At 67.8% G+C, this 21,210-nt stretch carries 18 protein-coding genes; 10 read left to right on the top strand and 8 right to left on the bottom strand.

The genetic code is table 11. The features are described from left to right. Positions 1 to 105: 105 nt before the first annotated feature. The 4 genes from ACILRJ_RS14985 (at position 106) to purD (ending at position 4,544) form a co-directional block, all read left to right on the top strand. Entirely contained in the window at positions 106 to 894 is a 789-nt protein-coding gene (locus ACILRJ_RS14985) for a DUF3426 domain-containing protein (RefSeq protein WP_395684009.1), read from the top strand. A 237-nt stretch (positions 895 to 1,131) separates the two neighbouring features. After that, the gene (locus ACILRJ_RS14980; RefSeq protein ID WP_395684008.1) at positions 1,132 to 1,410 is read left to right on the top strand and encodes a helix-turn-helix domain-containing protein; all 279 of its coding nucleotides are present in this window, start codon (positions 1,132 to 1,134) and stop codon (positions 1,408 to 1,410) included. Positions 1,411 to 1,512: 102 nt separating this feature from the next. Beyond that, positions 1,513 to 3,090: a bifunctional phosphoribosylaminoimidazolecarboxamide formyltransferase/IMP cyclohydrolase gene (purH, locus tag ACILRJ_RS14975; RefSeq protein WP_395684007.1), complete on the top strand. Its 1,578-nt coding sequence runs from the start codon at positions 1,513 to 1,515 to the stop codon at positions 3,088 to 3,090. 170 nt (positions 3,091 to 3,260) lie between these two features. Further along, on the top strand, positions 3,261 to 4,544 hold the full coding sequence (purD, locus tag ACILRJ_RS14970; RefSeq protein ID WP_395684006.1) for a phosphoribosylamine--glycine ligase: 1,284 nt from the start codon (positions 3,261 to 3,263) through the stop codon (positions 4,542 to 4,544). A 417-nt stretch (positions 4,545 to 4,961) separates the two neighbouring features. On the opposite strand, the gene ACILRJ_RS14965 is transcribed toward purD, so the two are convergent. After that, positions 4,962 to 6,614: a tetratricopeptide repeat protein gene (locus ACILRJ_RS14965; RefSeq protein ID WP_395684005.1), complete on the bottom strand. Its 1,653-nt coding sequence runs from the start codon at positions 6,612 to 6,614 to the stop codon at positions 4,962 to 4,964. A 192-nt stretch (positions 6,615 to 6,806) separates the two neighbouring features. On the opposite strand from ACILRJ_RS14965, the gene ACILRJ_RS14960 reads away from it, so the two are divergent. Next, a complete protein-coding gene (locus ACILRJ_RS14960; protein ID WP_395684004.1) occupies positions 6,807 to 8,681 on the top strand; it encodes an MFS transporter in 1,875 nt (624 codons plus the stop codon). Continuing rightward, positions 8,678 to 9,865, top strand: coding sequence for an MGDG synthase family glycosyltransferase (locus tag ACILRJ_RS14955; RefSeq protein WP_395684003.1), 1,188 nt, complete (start codon positions 8,678 to 8,680; stop codon positions 9,863 to 9,865). The genes ACILRJ_RS14960 and ACILRJ_RS14955 overlap by 4 nt, the downstream gene beginning before the upstream one ends. Positions 9,866 to 9,910: 45 nt before the next feature. Here the strand turns inward: ACILRJ_RS14955 and ACILRJ_RS14950 are convergent, their stop codons facing one another. The 4 genes from ACILRJ_RS14950 to ACILRJ_RS14935 are packed head-to-tail and all read right to left on the bottom strand — an operon-like array spanning position 9,911 to position 14,410. Next, positions 9,911 to 11,236 (bottom strand): ABC transporter permease, encoded by a 1,326-nt coding sequence (locus ACILRJ_RS14950; RefSeq protein ID WP_395684002.1) that lies wholly within the window; start codon positions 11,234 to 11,236, stop codon positions 9,911 to 9,913. A gap of 12 nt (positions 11,237 to 11,248) precedes the next feature. Further along, a complete protein-coding gene (locus ACILRJ_RS14945) occupies positions 11,249 to 12,409 on the bottom strand; it encodes an ABC transporter permease (protein ID WP_395684001.1) in 1,161 nt (386 codons plus the stop codon). Between the two features lie 11 nt (positions 12,410 to 12,420). Further along, complete coding sequence (locus tag ACILRJ_RS14940; RefSeq protein ID WP_395684000.1) at positions 12,421 to 13,110, bottom strand: ABC transporter ATP-binding protein; 690 nt, start codon at positions 13,108 to 13,110, stop codon at positions 12,421 to 12,423. A gap of 52 nt (positions 13,111 to 13,162) precedes the next feature. Then, complete coding sequence (locus ACILRJ_RS14935) at positions 13,163 to 14,410, bottom strand: efflux RND transporter periplasmic adaptor subunit (protein ID WP_395683999.1); 1,248 nt, start codon at positions 14,408 to 14,410, stop codon at positions 13,163 to 13,165. 103 nt (positions 14,411 to 14,513) lie between these two features. Here ACILRJ_RS14935 and ACILRJ_RS14930 point away from each other — a divergent pair, with 103 nt between their 5' ends. From ACILRJ_RS14930 to ACILRJ_RS14915, 4 genes are all read left to right on the top strand, one after another. Then, positions 14,514 to 14,951 carry a DUF3052 domain-containing protein gene (locus ACILRJ_RS14930; RefSeq protein WP_395683998.1) on the top strand — a complete coding sequence of 146 codons (438 nt, stop codon included), beginning with the start codon at positions 14,514 to 14,516 and terminating at the stop codon, positions 14,949 to 14,951. 42 nt (positions 14,952 to 14,993) lie between these two features. After that, entirely contained in the window at positions 14,994 to 15,680 is a 687-nt protein-coding gene (locus tag ACILRJ_RS14925) for a fumarylacetoacetate hydrolase family protein (RefSeq protein WP_395683997.1), read from the top strand. 192 nt (positions 15,681 to 15,872) lie between these two features. Next, on the top strand, positions 15,873 to 16,268 hold the full coding sequence (gene mscL / locus ACILRJ_RS14920; RefSeq protein ID WP_395683996.1) for a large-conductance mechanosensitive channel protein MscL: 396 nt from the start codon (positions 15,873 to 15,875) through the stop codon (positions 16,266 to 16,268). Positions 16,269 to 16,426: 158 nt separating this feature from the next. Continuing rightward, the gene (locus ACILRJ_RS14915) at positions 16,427 to 17,857 is read left to right on the top strand and encodes a M28 family peptidase (protein ID WP_395683995.1); all 1,431 of its coding nucleotides are present in this window, start codon (positions 16,427 to 16,429) and stop codon (positions 17,855 to 17,857) included. A 57-nt stretch (positions 17,858 to 17,914) separates the two neighbouring features. Here ACILRJ_RS14915 and ACILRJ_RS14910 read toward each other — a convergent pair whose 3' ends face one another. From ACILRJ_RS14910 to ACILRJ_RS14900, 3 genes are all read right to left on the bottom strand, one after another. Then, positions 17,915 to 18,817 carry a TrmH family RNA methyltransferase gene (locus ACILRJ_RS14910; RefSeq protein WP_395684147.1) on the bottom strand — a complete coding sequence of 301 codons (903 nt, stop codon included), beginning with the start codon at positions 18,815 to 18,817 and terminating at the stop codon, positions 17,915 to 17,917. Positions 18,818 to 18,946: 129 nt separating this feature from the next. Beyond that, positions 18,947 to 19,531 carry a GNAT family N-acetyltransferase gene (locus ACILRJ_RS14905; RefSeq protein WP_395683994.1) on the bottom strand — a complete coding sequence of 195 codons (585 nt, stop codon included), beginning with the start codon at positions 19,529 to 19,531 and terminating at the stop codon, positions 18,947 to 18,949. Between the two features lie 148 nt (positions 19,532 to 19,679). Continuing rightward, a complete protein-coding gene (locus ACILRJ_RS14900; RefSeq protein ID WP_395683993.1) occupies positions 19,680 to 21,209 on the bottom strand; it encodes a DHA2 family efflux MFS transporter permease subunit in 1,530 nt (509 codons plus the stop codon). Between the last annotated feature and the right edge of the window lies 1 nt (position 21,210).

Here is a 21,210-nt window from a genome sequence, read left to right as displayed (position 1 = left end):
AGCCGCGCTGCGCGACGAGAGTGCAGGCACGCTGGCAGGCCGTTGCAGGAAAGCACTTTCTCGACATCCTGCTAGAATCGGTCGATACCGTTGCATGATGCGCCAATGTACACGCAGTGCCCCGAATGCCTGACGATCTACAGGGTCGACGGCGCCGATCTCGCGGCGGCGCATGGCAGCGTGCGTTGCGGGCATTGCGCGGCGGTATTCGATGCGTTGCGCACGTTGAGTCCCCAACTGCCACCCGAGCCGATCGAACGGATCGAGGCGCATCCGTCGCGCAATGCGCCGCCGCAGCTGGAGTCGCCGGTGTTCCGGCCGAACCCGGCACAGGCTTCGCTGTTCGCCGAGGCAACCGACCGCGCGCGCGCTGCCGAGCGATCGTCGTTGCCGGCGTTCGCGAAGCGGCGCCGGCGTGCTCGCCAGCGCAGCGACTGGCCGTGGCTGGTCGGCTGCGCGCTGCTCCTGCTCGGCCTGGCCGGCGAGATCGCCTGGGCCGAACAGGCGCGCTGGATCGACGATGCGCGTGCGCATGCATGGTTGGCCCCGGTGTGCGAGAGGCTCGGTTGCAAGCTGCCGCTGCGCCATGACGCATCGACCCTGCAACTGCTGTCGCGCGACATCCGTCCGCATCCTTCGGTGCCGGGTGCGCTCATCATCTCGGCCACGTTGCGCAACGACGCGTCGTTCGTGCAGGCGTTTCCGACGGTCGAGATCACCCTCTCGGACCTCGACGAGAAGCGCATCGCGATGCGCCGCTTCCAGCCGCGCGAATACCTCGGCGACACGCGCGCGCTCAGCGCCGGACTCGCCCCGGGCGCGAGCAGTTCGCTCGTGTTCGAGGTCGCCGACCCGGGCCGGAATGCGGTCGCCTTCGAATTCAAGTTCGAGTGACGCGTTCACGCTGCGCGGGCCGCGGCAAGGTCGGCCTTCTCAGCACATGCCGAGATAGATGACGCAAGTGCCGATGGCGCAAGGCATCTCGTCGCGATACGCGTGGCGCGAATGAAAATTCGTGCGACGAGGGACTTATCAAGGCTCGGAGTCGGCGCTACTATCGTCCTCCGACGCGCGCCCGCGATAGCTCGTCGGCCCCATGGAAGAACGTTCGCCGAGAAGGGCCTGATCGTTGTGAATGCCGCCATTCCCCTGCGTGCCGATGCGCACGAAGCCTCGTTGCAGCCGGCCCTGCGCGACTGCGTGGTGCGCGCGGTACGCCGCTATCTGGCCGACGTCGAGTCGGAGCCGGGTGAGGGGCTGCATGCGCTGGTCATGCGCGAAGTCGAATCGCCCCTGCTGCGCGAAGTGATGGCCTGGTATGGCGGCAACCAGAGCCGGGCCGCGGCGGCCCTTGGCATCAACCGCGCGACCCTGCGCAAGAAGCTGCAGCAATACGGCCTCGCCGACTGACCAGCCGGCCCGCTCGCAGGGTCCGGCGGCGGCTCTTGCAAGGACCCGGCACACGGGCAGTCCCGCCGCTATAATCGATGGCTTAGCCCCGGGACGAACCCCATGTTCGATGCCACCCTGGCGCCGGTTCGCCGCGCCCTGCTCAGCGTCTCCGACAAGTCCGGCCTGATCGACCTCGCGCGCGGGCTCGATTCGCTCGGCGTCGCGCTGCTCTCGACCGGTGGCACGGCGAAAGCGCTGCGCGAAGCAGGCCTGCAGGTCACCGACGTCAGCAGCGTGACCGGTTTCCCGGAAATCATGGATGGCCGGGTCAAGACCCTGCATCCGGCCGTGCATGGCGGCCTGCTCGGACGCCGCGGCACCGACGACGTGGTCATGGCCGAGCACGGCATCGCGCCGATCGACCTGCTGGTGGTGAACCTGTACCCGTTCGAGCAGATCACCGCCATGCCCGACTGCAGCATGGGCGATGCGATCGAGAACATAGACATCGGCGGGCCGGCGATGCTGCGCGCGGCCGCCAAGAACCACGAACACGTGGCGGTCGTGGTCGATCCGTCGGACTATGCGGAAGTGCTCGAGTCCCTCGCGCACGGCGGCACCCGCCTCACCCTGCGCCGCCGCCTCGCCGCCGCGGCCTACGCGCACACGGCACGTTACGACGGCCTGATCGCGAACTGGCTCGGCATGCGCACCGATGCGGAAAAGCCGGAGGCGTTTCCACCCGCGCTGCGCCTCGCGTTCGAGCGCAAGCAGAGCCTTCGCTACGGCGAGAACCCGCATCAGGACGCCGCGCTCTACGTCGAGCGCAACCTGCCGCCCGGTACTGTCGCCGGCGCGCGCGTGCTCGCCGGCAAGGAACTTTCGTACAACAACATCGCCGACGCCGATGCCGCGCTCGAATGCGTCAAGGCTTTCCAGAAAACCCCCGCCTGCGTGATCGTCAAGCACGCGAACCCGTGCGGTGTCGCGCTCGGCGCGAACCTCGGCGAGGCCTACGAGCGCGCCTACGCATGCGATCCGACCTCCGCGTTCGGCGGTATCATCGCGTTCAACCATCGCCTCGACGCGACGACCGCCAGGCAGATCATCGAGCGCCAGTTCGTCGAGGTGGTGGTCGCGCCGGAGTTCGAGCCGGCCGCGCTCGCTGCGATTGCCGCGAAGCCGAATGTGCGCGTGCTGAGTGTCGGCGAATGGGGCGAGGCACCGGAACAGGTTTTCGACTACAAGCGCATCGCGGGCGGCCTGCTGGTGCAGGACGCGGACCGCGACACCCTGCTGCTGTCCGACCTCAAGGTCGTGTCGCGCCGCCGACCCGACGCGGCCGAGTTGCACGACCTGCTGTTCGCCTGGCACGTCGCGATGTTCGTCAAGTCGAACGCGATCGTGTACGCGCGCGGCGGCCGCACGATCGGCATCGGCGCCGGCCAGATGAGTCGAGTCGTCAGCGCGAAGATTGCGGCGCTGAAGGCCGCCGAAGCGAAACTCGACGTCGCCGGCAGCGTGATGGCGTCCGACGCATTCTTCCCGTTCCGCGACGGCATCGATGCAGCCGCCGAAGTCGGCATCCGCGCAGTGATCCAGCCCGGCGGTTCGATGCGCGACGCCGAAGTCATCGCTGCCGCGGACGAGCATGGCATGGCGATGGTGTTCACGGGCGTGAGGCATTTCCGTCATTGATGCCGCTGGCGCGGCATCAATCCCAAAGTTCGCGGAGCGAACTTCGGGCCCCGGCCGTGCTCTTCCACACCCCATTCGCGCCTTCGGCGCGAATCGCCCCCTGACTCAGGGGGCATTTTCCTGCAGGATCGCACCATGAAGAACCAAGGGCCGGGCGCTGAGGTACTCGCATGAAAATCCTCGTCATCGGTTCCGGCGGTCGCGAACACGCGCTCGCATGGAAACTCAAGCAGTCACCACGCGTGTCCGAAGTCATCGTCGCACCGGGCAATGCCGGTACCGCGCGCGAGCACGGCATGCGCAACGCGAACGTGCAGGTCACCGACGTCGACGGCCTGCTCGCGCTGGCGACCACCGAAGGCGTCGGTTTGTCGGTGGTCGGTCCCGAGGCGGCGCTCGCCGCCGGCGTCGGCGACCGCTTCCGCGCCGCCGGCCTGCGCTGCTTCGGCGCGAGCCGCGTCGCGGCGCAACTGGAAAGCTCGAAGGCGTTCGCCAAGGATTTCCTCGCCCGCCACAACATCCCCACCGCACGCTACGCGGTGTTCACCGACGTCGATCGCGCGCTCGCCTACGTACGCAAGCACGGCGCGCCGATCGTGATCAAGGCCGACGGACTCGCTGCCGGCAAGGGCGTGGTGGTCGCACTGACGCTGTCCGATGCCGAACAGGCCCTGCACGACATGCTCGGCGCGCGCGAGTTCGGCGACGCTTCCGCACGCGTCGTGATCGAGGAATTCCTCGAAGGCGAGGAGGCGAGCTACATCGTGCTCAGCGACGGACGCAACGTGTTGCCGCTCGCGACCAGCCAGGACCACAAGCGCCGCGACGAAGGCGATCTCGGGCCGAACACCGGCGGCATGGGCGCGTACTCGCCCGCACCGGTGGTTACACCCGCGGTCGAGCAGCGCGTGCTCGAGGAGATCATCCATCCGACCATCGCGAGCATGGCCGCCGAAGGCGCCCCGTTCATCGGCTTCCTGTATGCGGGACTGATGATCGACGCCGGCGGCGCGCCGAAGGTGATCGAGTTCAACGCGCGCCTCGGCGATCCGGAAACGCAGCCGATCATGCTGCGCCTGAAGTCCGATCTGGTCGATCTGGTCGAGGACGCGCTCGACGGCCGCCTCGATCGCGCGAGCGCAAGCTGGGACACGCGCCCGGCACTCGGCATCGTTGTTGCGGCCGCGGGATATCCGGGCAAGGTGCGCAGCGGCGACGTCATCGAAGGACTGGATGCCGGCGACGGCGATGGCGTCAAGGTGTTCCACGCCGGCACCGCACTGGATGCCGCCGGCAAGGTCGTCAGTGCCGGAGGACGCGTGCTCGCGGTGTGCGCAATCGGCGAGGACCTCGAGGCCGCGCGCGCGCGCGCCTATACGCGCGCACGCGCGATCCGCTTCGACGGCGCGTTCTGGCGCCGCGACATCGGCCATCGCGCCCTGCGCAAACCCTGACGTCGCCTGAACTCCAATCGTTCGTTTCGAACGAAGCTCCTCGAATCCGTTCGTGTTGAGCGCAGCGGAGCGAAGCTCCGCGGAGTCGAAACACCTGACTTGATTCAGACGCGGCCCTTCGACTCCGGCCGTGCGGGCCTGCGCTGAGGGTGAGCGGGGAATTTCAAGCCCTGCGGGCCTGCGCCCAGGGTGAACGGGGATTTTCAAGCGAACCTTCGCACATGGCCCACTCGAATCCGTTCGTGTTGAGCGCAGCGGAGCGAAGCTCCGCGGAGTCGAAACACCAAGCTTGATTCAGATGCGGCCCTTCGACTCCGGCCCTGCGGGCCTGCGCTCAGGGTGAACGGGGAATTTGACACTTGCCTCGCCCCGGACGCCGGGAGTATCAAGCGAGCCTCGCCAAGAACGACCGAACGTCTACTTGCGTGCCGCTGCAGCAACCGGCTTCGGGTCCGGCGCAGCGCGCTGCGGATGGAACAGCACATGCCCGGGCGGCCACGGACGATCCGGCAACTTGTGCGCCTGGAACGCCTGCATGAACTCGCGGTAGTCGCCGATCTCGTCCCTCTTGTTGTTCTTCAGCAGCACGAACATCGCGGCCTGCTGCGTCTTGACGGCGTTGTCCCACTGCCCGTTCGCGGCGAGCGCGAGGGCATAGGCTTCGCCGACCGGCGCCGCGTCGACCTGCTGGTACATCGCCTGGGCGTAGTCGAGCGCCATCTTGCGTTCGCCGGCGCCGACTCCGGGGCAGGTGCTGGTAAGGCGCACGAACAACTGCAACAGGAATCCGTTTTTCGAATCCTTCGCCAGCGCGGAATTGATGTCCTTCAGTACCGAAGCGCAGCGTCCCGCGGCTACCTCGGCCGCGACCAGGTGCACCCAGCCGGCGGTGTCCTTGGGATCGCCCTTCACCACTTCGCGATACGCGGCGGAGGCGTCGTCAAGGCGCCCGGCGCGCATCAGATAGTTGCCGCGGCGGATGTGCGGCTCGACCAGGCCGGCATCGAGCGCGATCGCCTTGTCGTAGGCACGCTGCGCGCCCACGTCATCATTGGCCATCTCCAGCACGATGCCGAGGTTGGCAAAGGCCAACGCATTGTCGGGGCCGGCCGCGACCGCGGCATCGGCGCGCGCGCGTGCTTGCGGGAGATTGCCGGCCGCGCCCTCGATGCGCGCGTACAACGCCAGCAGGGTCGGATCGTTCGGTCGCAGCTTGAGCGCACGATCTGCCAGGCTGCGCGCCTTGTCGTACTGGCGCGCTGCGAGCGCCATGTTCGCCTCGGCGGCCGCCTGCATCAGCGGGTCGGTGTTTTCCGCCGGCTTCGCCGCCGGCGCCGGGCCGCTGAAGCGCAGCCCGACCGGATCGGCGAGTGCCGGAACGCCGTTGCCGGCTTTCGCGCGCGCATCGGCAGCGGCCTTGGCATTGCCGCTGCCTTCATACGCATCGGCCAGCTGCGCGTACACCTTGGTCGCCTTCGGATCCAGCTTGAGTGCGGTGTCGAACGCATCGCTCGCGTCGGCGTAGCGCTTTTCCTTCATCGCGATTTCGCCGAGCAGGACGAACGGCACCGCGACCCCGGGATGGCGCTGCGTGTACTCCGTCAGCAGGTTGCGGGCGCCAACAAGGTCGCCGGCCTGGACGCGCAGGTTGACCAGCGCGACGCGCACGGGCAGGTAGTCGGGGCTGAGCGAGAACGCGCGGGTGAACAATGCGCGCGCATCCTCGTCGCGCTTCTGCAAGTGCGCGACCACGCCCTGCGCATACGGCCAGATGCCGTTGTCGGGTGCGAGTCGCGCGGCATCCTCCAGCGCGACCGCTGCCTCGTTGTAGAGGCCGGCGCGCGCATAGGCGGAGGCGAGCAGGGAATAGGTCTCGACCAGCGCGTCGCCGCTCACGTTCTTGCTCACGTTGTCGAAGCTCGCGCGCTCCTTGCGCAGCGCATCCGCGGTGGCCTGCGGGAACCTCGACAGATCGGGCACCGGCACCGGTTGCAGGGTCGGCTCGGCGGCTGCGGCGACGCCGGAGAAGAACAACGCGAGGGCGAACGCCGATAGGCGGATGGGTTTCATGGGCAGGAATCCGGGAGGCGGCATGCTGGAACATGCAAGTCTAGCGGCTCGCACGCGGCTCCGCTGCGACCCTGCCTGCGTGCGGAAGTTCCCCCGGCAGATCGCGGCCGAGCGAGCCTCGTCGCGGAACCCAGGCAGCGCGGCGGCGCCGTTCTGCTAGATTCGCCGCACCCCGATCGCGAGCGTCTGTCCATGTCCGGCAACAGCCAGTTCTCCCTGCTCGGCAGCCGCCGCTTCGCCCCGTTCTTCGCCACCCAGTCCCTCGGCGCCTTCAACGACAACGCGTTCCGCAACGCGCTGGTCGTACTGGTCGGCTATCACATGGGACTGGACGAGCACGCGGTCGGCTTCTATTCGAACATCGCGCCGGCGCTGTTCATCCTGCCGTTTTTCCTGTTCTCGGCCAGCGCCGGCCAGCTTGCGGAGAAGTACGAGAAGACGCGCATCATCCGCTGGGTCAAGCTGTTCGAGATCGCGGCGATGGCGCTCGCGGCGATCGGCTTCTTCCTGAAGAGCATCCCGTTGCTGCTCGGCGTACTGTTCCTGATGGGCCTGCATTCGACCGTGTTCGGCCCGATCAAGTACGCGATCCTGCCGCAGGCGCTGAAGCCCACCGAACTCGTCGGGGGCAATGGCCTGGTCGAGATGGGCACCTCGCTCGCGGTGCTGGTCGGCATGATCGCCGGCGGTGTCGCGATGGGCAGCGGACCGCTGCCGGCCTCGGTGCTGGTGATCGCGGTCGCGCTGCTCGGCTGGCTCACTTCGCGCTCGATTCCACCCGCGCCGGCGACCGCGCCGGAGCTGCGCTTCAACTGGAATCCGTTCACCGAAACCTGGCGCGTACTCGGCTTCGTGACGAAGAACCGCACCGTGTTCAATTCGGTGCTCGGCATCTCATGGTTCTGGTTTTTCGGCGGCGTGTTCACGATGCAGCTGCCGAACTACACGAAGATCTTCCTTGGCGGCACCGAGTCGGTGCAGATCTTCGTGCTCGCACTGTTCTCGGTCGGCGTCGGCATGGGTTCGCTGCTGTGCGAGCGCCTGTCGGGGCACAAGGTCGAGATTGGCCTGGTGCCGTTCGGCTCGATCGGCCTGACCGTGTTCGGCCTCGACCTGTACTTCGCGCGGCCCGCGGCGACCACCCTGCACGACCTGTCCGCGTTCGCGTTCCTGGCCGCGCCGGGCGGCTGGCGCATCGCGCTCGACTTCGTGCTGGTCGGGCTGTTCGCCGGCTTCTACATCGTGCCGTTGTTCGCCCTCGTGCAAAGCCGCGCCGATCGCAGCGAGCTGTCGCGCGTGATCGCCGGCAACAACATCGTCAATGCGCTGTTCATCGTAGGCGCCGCGGCGTTCGGCATCGGCCTGTCGGCGCTCGGCCTGTCCATTCCGCAGATCCTGCTCGTGACCGCGGTGCTCAACGCGCTCGTCGCGATCTACATCTACACGCTGGTGCCGGAATTCCTGATGCGGTTCCTGTCGTGGATCCTGGTCAACACGTTGTACCGGATCAAGGTCGAAGGACTCGAACGGATTCCCGACGAAGGGGCCGCCGTGCTGGTGTGCAACCACGTCAGTTTCATGGACGCGCTGATCATCGGCGGCTGCGTGCGCCGCCCGGTGCGCTTCGTGATGTACTACAAGATCTTCCGCATCCCGGTGCTGAAGTTCATCTTCCGCACCGCGAAGGCGATTCCGATCGCCGGGCGCAAGGAAGATCCCGCCCTGCTCGAACGCGCGTTCGACGAAGTCGATCGCGCGCTCGCCGACGGCGAGCTCGTATGCATCTTCCCCGAGGGCGGGCTGACCCGCGACGGCTCGATCGACACGTTCCGGCCCGGCGTCGAACAGATTCTCGCGCGCCGACCGGTACCGGTGATTCCGCTGGCGTTGCGTGGCCTGTGGGGTTCGGTGTTCAGCCGGCACGACACGGCGCTCGGCCGTTCGCGCCTGCCGCGTCGTTTCCGTTCGCGCATCGGCCTCGCGGTCGGTGCTCCAGTTGCCGCCGACGCGGCCAGCGCGCCCGTGCTGGAACAACGCGTGCGCGAATTGCGCGGAGACTGGGCGTGAACACTCCGCGGCGCCTGCTGCTGCTCAGCGTTTCGGCGGGCGCCGGGCACGTGCGCGCGGCCGAGGCGCTGCGCGTCGCGGCCAACGGCCAGACCGGCGTCGAGGCACTGCACCTCGACGTGATGGATCATGTGTCGCCGGCATTCCGTGCGCTCTACACCGACCTCTACCTGAAGCTCGTCGAGCACTCGCCGACCACCTGGTCGATGCTGTACCGGATCATGGACCGCACGCCGCCGAACGCGCCGGTCGCGCGCCTGCGCCGTGCGATCGAGCGCCTCAACACGCGCGACCTGCGCCGCGCGATCGCCCGCTTCGCACCCGACGCGGTGGTATGCACGCACTTCCTGCCGGCCGAGCTGCTGATGCGCGAGCGCAGCCGCGGCCGCCTCGGCTGCCCGGTGCATGTCGTCGTCACCGACTTCGACCTGCATGGCATGTGGGTCGTGCCCGACATGGCCGGGTGGTTTGCCGCCAGCGACGAGGTCGCGTTCCGCATGCAGGCGCGCGGACTCGATCCCGCACGCATCCATGTCACCGGAATCCCGATCATGCCCGCGTTCGCGCAAGCGAACGACCGCGCTGAGTGCACGGCCGAGTTCGGCATCGATCCGGCGCGCCGCGCGATCCTGCTGATGGGGGGCGGCGCCGGCCTCGGCGGCCTCGACGAGGTCGCCGCGCGCCTGCTCGCGATCAAGGGAGATTTCCAGCTCGTCGCACTCGCCGGCCGCAACGCGAAAGCACTGGAGAAGTTGCGGGCACTCGCCGGCGCGCACCCGGGCCGGCTCATCGCGCAGGGTTTCACCGACAGGGTCGAACGCCTGATGAGTGCGTGCGACCTTGTCATCACCAAACCGGGCGGACTGACGACCTCCGAATGCCTCGCGCTCGGCCGACCGATGATCGTGCACGCGCCGATCCCGGGCCAGGAGGAACGCAACTGCGACTACCTGCTCGAACAAGGCGCCGCGGTGAAAGCCATCGACGCGATCGCGCTCGACTGGCGCGTGCAAAACCTGCTCGCGGACCCTGCACGCTTCGCCGCGCTCGCAGCACGCGCGCAATCGCTCGGCCGCCCGCATGCCGCGCGCGACGTGCTGCGGGTGGTGCTTGGGAGCGCGACTGCGAAGTCCCCGGCGGCTCGCCCGCTGCCGCCGGAGCGGCAGTACGCCTCGCTTCCGTAGCAGCGACCAAGCCGCTCGTCGTGCCGCAAACCTTGCTCCGCCGCCCTACAGCTCGCGCAGCGCACTCGTGACCGGCATGCGCGCGGCGCGCAGTGCGGGGTAGAGGCCGCCGATGAAACCGATCGCAAGCGCCCATTTGATGCCGGTCCACAACACCTTCGGTGCCACCGCGAACTCGAACGTGAGCTGGCCGGTGCTGCCCGCGGCAAGTGTCGAGGCGGTGTAGCCGTTGAACACCAGCCATGCGATCAGGCCGCCGATCACGCCGCCGATCAGCGCCAGCAGCATCGTCTCGAGCATGATCGCGACGACCACCGGCAGGCCGCGGAAACCGATCGCACGCAGCGTGGCAATTTCGCGCGCGCGTGCCGCGACCGCGGCGAACATCGTGTTGAGCGCGCCGAACACCGCGCCGATCGCCATGATCGCGCCGACCACGATTCCGATTGCGGTGATCACCTTCGACATGCCTTCGGACTGCTTGCTGAAATACGCCACGGTCGTGTCGACGTCGACCTGCAGGCGCGGGTCCGAGGTCAGTGCAGCCTTGAACGCGTCGAACGCGTCGGCGCCGGTCAGGCGCACGAACACCGAGGTCGAGCTGTTCGCGCCGTTCGGCCGGTAGGTCGGGCCGACCACGTCGGCGTCGCCCCACAGTTCCGAATCCATCGCGTCCTTCGATTCGAAGATGCCGACGACCTTCCACATCTGGTTGCCGAGCTTGATTTCGTGATCGACCTCGAGGCCGTCGAACTGGCGCTGCGCGCCCCTGCCGGCGACGAGCTCGCGCAGGCCCGGAGTGAACTTGCGCCCAGCGATGATCTTCGCGTTCGTGCGCAGCTTCCACGCCATCTCGCCGATGCCGCGCAGTTGCACGCTGCCGAAATCCTCTTCCGGGTTGCCGCCCTTCATCGGCAGGTTCGCCGCGACGACGAGTTCGGGCGAAGCGATCGGCTTGCCCTGCTCGTCCCGCGCGATGCCGGGTGCCTGCGCGATCACGACGGTGGCGTCATGACCGAGCACCGACGACACCTCGGATGCGGACGCACCTCGCAGCACGATCGCGGTGTCCTCGCCGCCGGTGCGGCGCAAGGTTTCGCTGTAGCCGTTCGCCATCGCGAGCATCGCGACCAGCACCGCGACGACGCCGGCGATGCCGACCACGATGACCGCGGACGAGCCAAGCCGATCGCGCAGGGTGCTGACGCCGATGCCGGTGACGGACGCCGCCTGCTGGCCGCGACGGGTCAGCACCATCCACAGGCCGAGCACGAGCAACAGTACGAGCAGCCCCTGCCACGGCAGGTTGAGGAACACGATCACGCCGGCGATGACGACGACGAAGGTGAGCAGTCCGATCAGGAATTTCATGGTATGGGTTCCTCAGCGCCCGGCCAGCGCGTCGACGATGTTCAGGCGCATCGCGCGCAGCGCGGGCAATGCACCGATGACGAGTCCGATCGCAACGGCGAGCGCGATGCCGATCGCCCAACTGCTCGCGTAGACGTGGGTGCGCGTGATCATGCCGCCACTCATCGCGGGCAGGACCAGGCTGATCAGGCTGACCAGGCCAAGCCCGACCAGCCCGCCAAGCAGCAGCAGGAGCACCGATTCCGCCAGCACCAGCGCGAGCACCTTCGGACTGGAGAAGCCGATCGTTTTCAGCACCGCGAGTTCGCTCGTGCGCTCGCGCACCGCCTGCATCATCGTGTTGCCGGTCAGCAGCACGAGGGTGAAGAACACCGCGCCCATGATCGAGGTCACGATCAGGCCGATGTCGGCCATCTGCTTGATCCAGTTCCTGGTCGCCGCCTGCTCGGTCTGCGTCTTCGTCTCGTGGTCGGAATTCACCGACAACGCATCGATCGCCTTGGCGATGCGGTCCGATTCGTTGACGTCGGCGACCCGGCTCACGTACCAGCCGACCGCGCCGCGGTTGTACGGCGTGGTCTCGTCGAAGGTCTTCCAGTGCATCACGATCATCTGGCTCTGGAACGCCTTGTTGTCCTTCGACTTCATCGTGCCGACGATCTGGAAGCTCCAGTTCTTGCTGCCTTCCTTGTTCGGGAAGATCTGCGACATCAGCGGGATGCGGTCGCCGACCTTCCAGCCGTATTTCTTGACCAGGATGTCGCCGACCAGCACGCCGTCGGCGGTGGCGTCGAACGCCTTGCGTTCTTCCGGCGCCACCGTGACTTCGGGATAGACGTCGAGGTAGTTGTCGCTGACCGCGAACGTGAAGATCTGGTTGTGCGCATCCTGGTAGGCGCCGCCGAACCAGTTCGCATGCGCGACGTCCTTCACGCCGGGCACCTGCGCGATGCGAGCCTGCAGGCTCTTCGGCAACGGCTGGATGAACGACAGCTTCGCACCGGTCTGCAGTCGCTCGGCGCCGTTCGCGGACTGGCCCGCCTCGGCGAACGAGACGCGCACCGCATCGAGCAGGCCGAACAGCAGGAACGCCATCGTGATCGACAGCAGGGTAAGGATCGTGCGGGTCTTGCGCCGGAACAGCGCCGCCCAGATGAGATGGAGATATTTCATCGTGGCCTCCGTCAGGCGTGCTGCGATTGTTCGACCAGCGTGCCCTTGTCCAGATGCAGCGTGTGGCTTGCGTACTCGGCCGCCTTCGGATCGTGCGTGACCATGATGATGGTCTTGCCGTGCTGGCGATTGAGCGTCTGCAGCAGGCCGAGCACGTCCTCGGCAGACTGGCGGTCGAGATCGCCGGTCGGTTCGTCGCAGACGAGCAGGTCCGGGTCCGACACGATCGCGCGCGCGATCGCGACGCGCTGCTGCTGGCCGCCCGAGAGTTCCGTCGGCTTGTGGCTGGCGCGGTCGGCAAGACCCACCAGTTGCAAGGCAATGCTCGCATTCCTCTTGCGCTGCGCCGCCGACAGGTTGGTCAGCAGCAGCGGCAGCTCGACGTTCTTCTGCGCCGACAGCATCGGCAGCAGGTTGTAGAACTGGAAGATGAAGCCGACGTGCTCGGAGCGCCATTTCGCGAGCGCGCCCTCGCCGAGGCGATCGATCTTCTCTCCGCCGACCGCGATGGTGCCATCGCTCGGTGAATCGAGCCCGCCGATCAGGTTCAGGAGGGTGGTCTTGCCGGAGCCGGACGGCCCCATCAGGGCGAGGAAATCGCCCTTGGCAATGTCGAGCTCGATGTTGTGCAGCACCTCGACCTTCTGCTTGCCGCGTGCGTAGACCTTGCTGACGTTGCGGATCTCGACCAGTGCGCTCATGGCTTTGTTTCCTTTCAGGTGCTGGAGTGTGTTTTCGACGAACGAGACGCTGCTATTTCGACACGGCCCTGGCCGCGATCCGCGCGCCGTCGACGAGTTCCGCCGGCGGGTCGCGCACCACGCGCGTACCGGCCACGATGCCTTCGACCAGGCGCAGGTCCGCGTAGGCCTGGCCGGGCGTTACGCTGCGCAGGCGCGCGCGATCGCCCTCGAACGCGAACACGACACTCTTGCCGTCGCGCTGCACGATGCTCGCTGCCGGCACGAGCGCACCCTTCGGCACCACCGGCGCGGCTTGCGCTTCCTTGCTGGCGGCTTCGAGGAAGGAAACGCGCACGCCCATGTCGGGCACAATGCGCGCGTCCTTCTGGTCGAGCGCGACGCGCACCTTGACCGTCGCCTTGCCGCGATCCGCGGTCGGGATGATCGCGATCACATGGCCGGGAATCTTCCAGTCCGGGTACGCATCGAGGATCGCCTCGGTGCCCTGCTTCGCGACGACGCGGTTGATGTAGGACTCGTTGACGTCGACTTCGACTTCGAGCGAATCCATGTCGACGATGGTGCCGACGCCGGTGCGGGTGAAACCGCCGCCGGCCGACAGCGGCGATACGATCTCGCCCGGCTGCGCCGCCTTGGCGATGATGACGCCGGCGAACGGCGCGCGCACCGTGCAGTAGTCGAGTTGCACCTGCGCGCCGGCGACGCCGGCGTGCGCGACCTCGACCTGGCGGCGCTGCGATTCCAGCTGCGCGGACTGCGCCTCGACCTGGGTGCGCGCCAGTTCGACCGCCTGCTTCGACACCAGCTTGCGACCAACCAGTTCCTCCGCGCGCGCGACGTCACGCCGGCTCTGCGCGAGCTGCGCCGCGATCTGCGCGAGCTGCGCCTGCGCGGCCTTGTAGCCCGCCTCTGCCTGCGCGAGTTGCGCCTTCTGCGCGGTGTTCTCCAGATGCGCGAGCACCTGCCCCTGGTCGACGTGCTCGCCTTCCTCGATCAGCACGTCGGTGAGGGTGCCGGTGATCTGCGCCGACACGGTCGCCTGGCGACGCGCGGTCACGTAGCCGGTCGCCTGCAACACCGCGAGCGGCCCGCTGCCACCCGCGGTCGGCGCCTGCGCGGTCGCGAGCTCGACCTCGACCGCCTTCGCACCACGCAACCACCACCAGCCGCCGCCCGCGAGGCCAGCCACGAGCAGCGCGACGAGCGCACCGGCCACCCAGGCGCCACCGCCCCGTACGCGCGGCGCCGGTTCGCTGCGGTCGATGCGCAATTGTTGCAAGAGATCCGACTTTTCCACTGCACCGATCCTGATGTCGCACACAAGGCTTTCAAGTCTGCCATAGACTCGCGGTCATGCCACGACGCGGCAAGGCGCCGTGGTCAGGTCAACGGGATGACAGATGTCACCATCACAAGCCGGCTATTCCGGCAAACCGGTCTGGCGGAAACTGGGACTTGCCGCGGGCATGCGCGTGCACGTCGCTGGCGCGCCCGACGACTACGCGACGCTGGTCGGCCTCGATGCGGACGCGATCGCGCTCGTCGGTGCCCGCGCCCGCTTCGATCTCGCCCACCTGTTTGCCGACGACGCCACCCGCCTCGCGCGCAGCGTCGTGGCATTGGCCGCCCGCCTTCCCGCGGACGGCGTGCTGTGGGTGTCGTGGCCGAAGAAGAGTTCCGGCATCGTCACCGACATCACCGAAGACGTGGTGCGCGCGATCGCGCTGCCACTCGGACTCGTCGACAACAAGGTCTGCGCAATCGACGCGACCTGGTCCGCCCTCAAGCTCGTGTGGCGACGCGAACTGCGCGCCGGCAAGCCGATGCGTCGACGTTGAGGCGGCTGTTATCCTGCGCGCGCCCCGCTGACCGGATCTTCCATGTCCTTCGCCATCACCGCCGCCGAGATCCCCGCCATCCCGATCGCCGGCTCGGACGCGCGTTTCCCCGTGCACCGCATCTACTGCATTGGCCGCAACTACGCCGAGCACGCGAAGGAGATGGGCGCGTCCGTCGAGCGCTCGCAGCCGATGTTCTTCATGAAGCCGGCCGACGCGATCGTGACCGATGACGCCGACGTGCCGTATCCGTCGGCGACGCAGGACCTGCACCACGAAGTGGAGATGATCGTCGCGCTCGCGCGCGGCGGTCGCGACATCGCGCGCGAACATGCGCTCGATTGCGTGTTCGGCTATGGCGTCGGGCTCGATCTCACGCGCCGCGACCTGCAGGCGGCGGCGAAGGCGAAGGGCCATCCGTGGGATGCGGCGAAGGGTTTCGATGCATCCGCTCCGGTTTCCATGCTGCGTCGGGTCGAGGACGTCGGCCATCCGCGCACCGGACGCCTCAGCCTCGACGTCAACGGCGAGCGGCGCCAGCAAGCCGACATTTCGGAAATGATCTTCGACGTCGCGGCAATCATCCACGAGCTGTCGAGACTGTGGACGCTTGCGCCCGGCGACCTGATCTTCACCGGCACGCCCGCCGGCGTGGCCATGCTGCAGCGCAACGATCGCGTTCACGCACGACTGGACGGCATCGTCGAGCTGGACGCTCGTATCGTCTAGATTCAGGGAATTCCTGCAACAACGCGCCACCTCAAGCCCGCGAAAGCCCGACAGCCGCGGCGTTTTGCGCGCGACGAGGCAAACGGACGGCGGACCATCGCCGGGCCCAAACGCGCCGGCCCGATCGGCTAGAGTAGCTTGGCGCCGCCGAGTCGGCACGAAGTCCCCAACCACTGAAGCTGGAGAGAGCTCATGGGCATGCTTTCGGAATTCAAGGCCTTCGCCATGCGCGGCAACGTCATGGACCTCGCCGTTGGCGTGGTGATCGGTGCCGCATTCGGCAAGATCGTCACCTCGCTGGTCGACCAGGTCATCATGCCGCCGATCGGCATGATCATCGGCGGCGTCGATTTCTCCTCGTACAAATGGGTGCTGCAGGCGGCAGGCCCGGACGGCAAGGGCGAGGTCGCGTTGCAGTACGGCGCGTTCCTCAACACGATCATCCAGTTCGCGATCGTCGCGCTCGCGATCTTCCTCGTGGTCAAGCTCATGAACCGCATGATCAAGAAGGAAGAAGCCGCGCCTGCGCCGCCGTCGGCGGAAGTCGTGCTGCTGACCGAGATCCGCGACCTGCTCAAGAAGGGCTGAATCCGGGCGCGGGCCAACGCCATCGAGGCGGTGGCCCGCGCCATTCACGAAGTGACAAGGACGCCCGCAGCGGCTCCGTCGATTCCGTGACGTTTGGCCCGATGCGCCCCGCTGCACGCGGCGCATACTCGGCGTTTTCCGCAAACCGGAGATCGCCCATGCCCCGCCTGCATTCGCTCGCCGCCGCTGTCCTGCTTTGTGCCTCGCCTGCGTTTGCCGCGAACCAACCGACCACGATCGCCGCGGCGGATATCGCGACCGCGACCCAGTTGCGTGACGCGGCCCTGCAGGATGAAAGCGCGTACCAGTTCATAGAAGGCCTGACCACCGAAGTCGGCGCACGCCTGGCCGGCGGCGACAACGATCTCAAGGCGCGCGAGTGGGTGATCGCGAAGTTCAAGGCGCTCGGCTTCGACAAGGTCTGGACCGAACCGGTCATCTATCCGAAATGGGTGCGCCGCAGCGAGCATGGCGAAGTCCTCGCGCCGTTCGCGCAACCGATTGCGCTGACCGCACTCGGCTACTCGGCGGCAACGCCGAACGGCGGACTCGAAGCCGAAGTCGTCGGCTTCGACTCGTTCGACGCGCTGAAGGCGGCCGATCCCGCGCGCGTGCGCGGCAAGATCGTGTTCGTCGGCGCACGCATGCATCCGTTCCGCGACGGCCACGACTACGGCATCGGCTCGACCGTGCGTACGAAAGGACCGGCGCTCGCATCGCACATGGGGGCAGCGGCGTTCCTGCTGCGCTCGGCGGGCACCGACAGCAATCGCCTGCCGCACACCGGCGTCACCGATTTCACCGGCGCGACGCCGATTCCGGCGGCGGCCGTGTCGGCGCCGGATGCCGACCAGATCGAACGCATGCTCAAGAGTGGCCAGCCGCTGACGATCCGGCTCGCGCTCGATTGCGGCGTCGACGGCCAGTACACCGGCGCGAACGTGATCGCCGAACTGCGTGGCTCGCGGAAACCGGACGAATACTTCGTGATGGGCGGCCATCTCGACTCGTGGGACCCGGGCACCGGTGCGATCGACGACGCCGCCGGCATCGGCATAGCGGTCGGCGCCGCGCACGCGATCGCCGCGTTGCCGCATCGGCCCGCGCGCAGCATCCGGGTGGTCGCGTTCGCGAACGAGGAATCGGGCCTGTTCGGCGGCAAGGCCTATGCACAAGCGCACAAGGCGCAGATCGCCAAGGCCGTGCTCGGCAGCGAATCCGACGCCGGCGCCGACCGGATCTGGAAAATCAGCGCAAGCGTGAAATCTGAAGCACGCGGCGCGATTGCGCAGATCGCCGAGGTCCTGAAGCCACTCGACATCGAATACGCCGCCGATGAACCCGGCAATGGCGGTTCGGACCTGTCCGCGGTACATGCCGTCGGCATGGCCGGTGTGTCCTTGCACCAGGACGCGACGCGCTATTTCGACTGGCATCACACGGCCAATGACACGTTCGACAAGATCGATGCGGTTCAGTTGCGACAGAACGTCGCCGCCTATGCGGTGACCGCCTGGCTCGCGGCACAGGCGAATGGCGACTTCGGCTCCGCACCCGGCGCGTTCGCTCAGGACGACGGCAAACATTGATCCCGGCTCCCACACGCGCCTGTCCCCTCTCCCCGCCGGGGAGAGGGAGAAATTCGTTCACGCCGGGCATTCGCGCATCTTCACGCTGCGCCAGTACTCGCCGAGCAGCACCGCGACGCTGGCGGCGACATTGAGGCTTTCGATCAAGCCGCTGCCGGGAATCGTCAGGCGCAGCCGGGCTGCGTCGATCATCGGGCCGCTCATGCCCTCGCCTTCCGCGCCGAACACCAGCACGAGCCGCGGCGGCAACGTCGTCGCGTACAGCGGCGTGCCGTCGCGCGGCACGGTTGCCGCCAGCGTGTAGCCGTGTTCATGCAGGGCGGCGAGCGCCTCCGATGAGTCCGCCTGCACGAGCGGCACGACTTCCGCCGCGCCTTCGGCCACGCGCGCGGCCGCCCCGGACACGTCGAGTCCCGCCTGCGCGGACACGATCACCCCGCCGACACCGAAGTGCGCGGCGCTGCGCAGCAACGCGCCGAGATTGTGCGGATTGCCGACGCCATCCAGCCACAGCAGCAGCGACGGCGCCGGTGCGCGCGGTTGCCGCTCGAGCAGCGCGTGCAGCGACAGTGGCGTGGGCGGCAACAGGTCGAAGCAGACGCCCTCGTGATGGCGCGACGCGGTCAGCTTGTCGAGGTCGGCCGCTTCGACGATGCGATAGCCGATGCGCTGCTTCACGCACCACGCTAGCACTGCCTTCAGCGCCGGGATGCGCGCCTCGGTGAGATACACCTTGCGCAACGCCTCGGGCCGTCGCGCGAACGCGGCGAGGCAGGCGTTGAGTCCGTACAGGCGTTGCTCGCGCGGCACTTTCGGCGTCGCCGCCACGGCCTCGGGTTCGGCGGCCTGCGTGCGCGGCGACGGATGCGCCCGTCGCGGACGTGACGCTGCATCACGGCCCTCGATGTATGCGCGCGCGCGCTCGTCGTCGCGACCGGAACGACCATCGCGCGCAGGCATGGGGCGCGCGCCGTCGCGCCGATCGGAGCGCGGGCGTGCCTGCGCCCAGGGTGAGGGCTTGTCCTTGTCCTTGCTCATCGTCGCCGCGCCTCGCTGGTTGCTGTCGCGCCACCAACCACGGCGGCGACGTCATTGTTGCAGAACCGTGGCGGCGGAACCGTCGGGATCGAGACATTCGCGGGTCCGCGCGTAAACGATGATGTCGAGCAACTCGCCGCGCTTGACCACCGCCGACTTCTGCACGCCCTCGCGCTCGAAGCCGGCCTTCTCCAGCACGCGCATCGACGCGGGATTGTTCGCATACACGGTCGCGTACAGGCGATGCAGGCGGAACGCGCTCATCGCGCGCGGTGCGAACGCGCCGATGATCGCACTCATCAGGCCGCGATCCCAATAGCGGCGGCCGAGCCAATAGCCGAGTTCGGCCGAATGGCGATGAACATCGGCGCCCGGATGCAGGCTCACGCCACCGACCGCAACGCCTTCGACCTCGATCGCCCACGCACGATCGGACTCATCGACCGCACGCGCGAGCCAGGCGCGACCGTCCTCGCCGGTATACGGATACGGAAAGCGGTCGCGCAAGCCGCGCGAGACATCGGCGTGGCTCGCGTTCGCGACCAGGCTGTCGAGGTCGTCCGCCCGCCAAGGGCGCAGGCGCGCGACAGCGCAATCGAGGTGCGGCAGCGGCAGCGAATCGGCATCGGTGACCATCGCACCATGCTAGCGCGAGCGGATGGCCGGCGCGCTTTGGCCGCTCCGCAGGGCGGTACGCGCAACGCGGGTGCTGCCGGCTCGGCGACCATCGTGGGCATCGCGACATGCGGCGGGACTCGCGCGGTGCGCTCGGCCTGCCCCGCGATCAATGATCCGCCACCACCGCCGGCGCCATCGCATGCCTGACCGGCCGCAGCAACAGCAGCAGCGGGATCGCCGCGAGCGTCATCACCATCATCAGCCAGAAGTCGTTGAGGAAGGCGATGCCGCTCGCCTGGCGCGTGACCTCGCCATTCAACGCGGCGAGGCCGCCGGCGGAATGGCCGACCGTCGCGGCGATCTGCGCCGCGTTGTCGCCGAACGGTGTCAGCCGCGACGCGATCTCGGCGTGGTTGAGCTGGGTGTTGCGCGACAACAGCGTCATCACGACCGAAATGCCGACGCTGGAGCCGATGTTGCGCATCAGGCTGAAGATTCCGGCCGCTTCGGTGCGCGCGCTCATCGGCAGGGTCGAATAGGCGACGGTCGAGATCGGCACGAACACGAGGCCGAGGCCGAGGCCCTGGATCATGCCGCTGGTGACGATCAAGTGCTGCGGCACCTCGAGATTGAAGTGCATCATCTGCCACAGCGAGAACGCGGTCAGCAGCATGCCGATGCCGGCGAGCACGCGCGCGTCGGCGCCGCGCGCGAGCAGCCGCCCAACGATCATCATCGCGATGAGGGTACCGATGCCGCGCGGTGCGAGCAGCAGGCCGGTGCTGACGACCGGATAATTCATCAGGCCCTGCAGGAACGGCGGCAGCAGCGCCATCGTCGCGAACAACACCACGCCGAGCACGAAGATGAAGAGGTTGCTGGCAAGGAAGTTGCGGTCGGCGAACAGGCCAAGATCAAGAAACGGCCTTGGGCTGAACTTCCAGTGCACCGCGTACAGATAGAAGCCGAGGAACGCGAGCGCTGCCTCGATCCGGATCTCGACCGAACCGAACCAGTCCTGTTGCTCGCCGCGATCGAGGAACAGCTGCAGCGCGCCAATGCCGATCGCGAGGAACGCGAACCCACGCCAGTCGAAACGCGTCTGATGCGTGTCGTCGGTCGGCAGGCTGGCGGCGACGCCAAACAGCGCGAGCGCGCCAATCGGCACATTGATCAGGAACACCCAATGCCAACTGTAGGCTTCGGTCAGCCAGCCACCGAGCGGCGGCCCGAGGATCGGGCCGATCATCACGCCCATGCCCCACAGTGCCATCGCGGCGCCGTGCTTCTCGCGCGGATAGACGTCGAGCAGGGTCGACTGCGAGAGCGGCACCAGGGCCGCCCCGAACAGGCCCTGCAACAGGCGGAACGCGACCATCGCGCCGATGCTGGTCGCCATGCCGCACAACACCGAGGCAACGGTGAAGCCGCTGATCGCGATCAGCAGCAGGCGTCGGCGTCCCATCACCGAGGCAAGCCAGCCGGTTGCGGGGGTCGCGATCGCGGCGGCGACAATGTAGGACGTCAGCACCCACGAGACCTGGTCCTGGGTCGCCGACAGCGTGCCCTGCATGTTCGGCAGCGCGACGTTCGCGATCGTCGTGTCGAGCGCCTGCATCAGCGTCGCAAGCATCACCGACACGACCAGCAGGCCGCGATTGGCGACTTCGCGGTGGGTGGCGACCGTCGTACTCATG

The sequence above is a fragment of the Dokdonella sp. genome (genome assembly GCF_044227025.1).
Taxonomy (GTDB): Bacteria; Pseudomonadota; Gammaproteobacteria; order Xanthomonadales; family Rhodanobacteraceae; genus Dokdonella_A.
The sequence above is the reverse complement of the archived record's forward strand: the minus strand, read 5'-3'. Positions and strand labels throughout refer to the sequence as shown.

What these genes read in the sequence shown, in the direction of transcription:
- ACILRJ_RS14985 (WP_395684009.1), top strand. Translation starts at nt 106, where the DNA reads ATGTACACGCAGTGCCCCGAATGCCTGACGATCTACAGGGTCGACGGC.
- purH (WP_395684007.1), top strand. Translation starts at nt 1,513, where the DNA reads ATGTTCGATGCCACCCTGGCGCCGGTTCGCCGCGCCCTGCTCAGCGTC.
- purD (WP_395684006.1), top strand. Translation starts at nt 3,261, where the DNA reads ATGAAAATCCTCGTCATCGGTTCCGGCGGTCGCGAACACGCGCTCGCA.
- ACILRJ_RS14965 (WP_395684005.1), bottom strand. Translation starts at nt 6,614, where the DNA reads ATGAAACCCATCCGCCTATCGGCGTTCGCCCTCGCGTTGTTCTTCTCC.
- ACILRJ_RS14960 (WP_395684004.1), top strand. Translation starts at nt 6,807, where the DNA reads ATGTCCGGCAACAGCCAGTTCTCCCTGCTCGGCAGCCGCCGCTTCGCC.
- ACILRJ_RS14950 (WP_395684002.1), bottom strand. Translation starts at nt 11,236, where the DNA reads ATGAAATTCCTGATCGGACTGCTCACCTTCGTCGTCGTCATCGCCGGC.
- ACILRJ_RS14945 (WP_395684001.1), bottom strand. Translation starts at nt 12,409, where the DNA reads ATGAAATATCTCCATCTCATCTGGGCGGCGCTGTTCCGGCGCAAGACC.
- ACILRJ_RS14940 (WP_395684000.1), bottom strand. Translation starts at nt 13,110, where the DNA reads ATGAGCGCACTGGTCGAGATCCGCAACGTCAGCAAGGTCTACGCACGC.
- ACILRJ_RS14930 (WP_395683998.1), top strand. Translation starts at nt 14,514, where the DNA reads ATGTCACCATCACAAGCCGGCTATTCCGGCAAACCGGTCTGGCGGAAA.
- ACILRJ_RS14925 (WP_395683997.1), top strand. Translation starts at nt 14,994, where the DNA reads ATGTCCTTCGCCATCACCGCCGCCGAGATCCCCGCCATCCCGATCGCC.
- mscL (WP_395683996.1), top strand. Translation starts at nt 15,873, where the DNA reads ATGGGCATGCTTTCGGAATTCAAGGCCTTCGCCATGCGCGGCAACGTC.
- ACILRJ_RS14915 (WP_395683995.1), top strand. Translation starts at nt 16,427, where the DNA reads ATGCCCCGCCTGCATTCGCTCGCCGCCGCTGTCCTGCTTTGTGCCTCG.
- ACILRJ_RS14910 (WP_395684147.1), bottom strand. Translation starts at nt 18,817, where the DNA reads ATGCCTGCGCGCGATGGTCGTTCCGGTCGCGACGACGAGCGCGCGCGC.
- ACILRJ_RS14905 (WP_395683994.1), bottom strand. Translation starts at nt 19,531, where the DNA reads ATGGTCACCGATGCCGATTCGCTGCCGCTGCCGCACCTCGATTGCGCT.
- ACILRJ_RS14900 (WP_395683993.1), bottom strand. Translation starts at nt 21,209, where the DNA reads ATGAGTACGACGGTCGCCACCCACCGCGAAGTCGCCAATCGCGGCCTG.